The 792-nt window shown below is 47.0% G+C and carries 1 pseudogene; it reads right to left on the reverse strand.

Features of this window, described 5'->3' with window-relative positions:
- Positions 1 to 782, reverse strand: a pseudogene (gene plsX, locus WEIDD23_RS09225) (phosphate acyltransferase PlsX); the annotation flags it as partial.
- Between the last annotated feature and the right edge of the window lie 10 nt (positions 783 to 792).

The following is a 792-nucleotide window of genomic DNA, read 5'->3' on the forward strand; positions in this document are numbered from 1 at the left end:
TTAAGACTACCATTCATAATCGTATCCTTAAGCAACTTCAACAATGACAAGGCCGTTCCTTCAATTGACTTCAACGTGGCATTCCCTGAGAAACCATCGGCAATCACAACATCAGCAGGTCCTTGCAAAACTTCACGTGCTTCAACATTACCCACGAAGTTCAACAAATTGTGTTCAGAACCATAACGCAACAATTGGTGCGCTTCCTTGTGGACTTGGTCACCCTTGTCTTCTTCAGTTCCGTTGTTCAACAACCCAACACGTGGGGCATCATAACCCAAGATCTCGTGTGCGTAGAATGAACCCAAAATACCGTATTGGTACAAGTGTGCCGGACGATTTTCCGCATTGGCACCCATATCCATCATCACGAAAGCATCGTGCGGACCATCAAACGCTGGCAAAGCCGTCATCAAAGCTGGACGATCAATTCCCTTGATTCGGCCAACAATGAAGATACCGGCAGCCAACAAGGCACCCGTGTTACCGGCTGAGAAAATGGCATCCGCGTCACCGTTCTTAACCGCTTGCGCGGCCAAAACTAATGAACTTTGCTTCTTGCGACGAATTGACTTCACTGGCTCATCAGCCATCGCAATGACTTCATCTGCTTGCACCAAAGTCAAGCGCTCTTCATTCTTAACGAAAGGCTTCACCTTGTCCAATTGACCAAACAACAAAAACTCTGTGTCAGGCATTTGGTCACGCGCTAGCTCAACACCAGCAACGATTGCTTCTGGGGCGTTATCCCCTCCCATTGCATCAATGGCAATCTTAAACATAATTACATTT

The sequence above is a fragment of the Weissella sp. DD23 genome (assembly GCF_001579105.1).
GTDB classification, from domain to species: domain Bacteria; phylum Bacillota; class Bacilli; order Lactobacillales; family Lactobacillaceae; genus Weissella; species Weissella cibaria.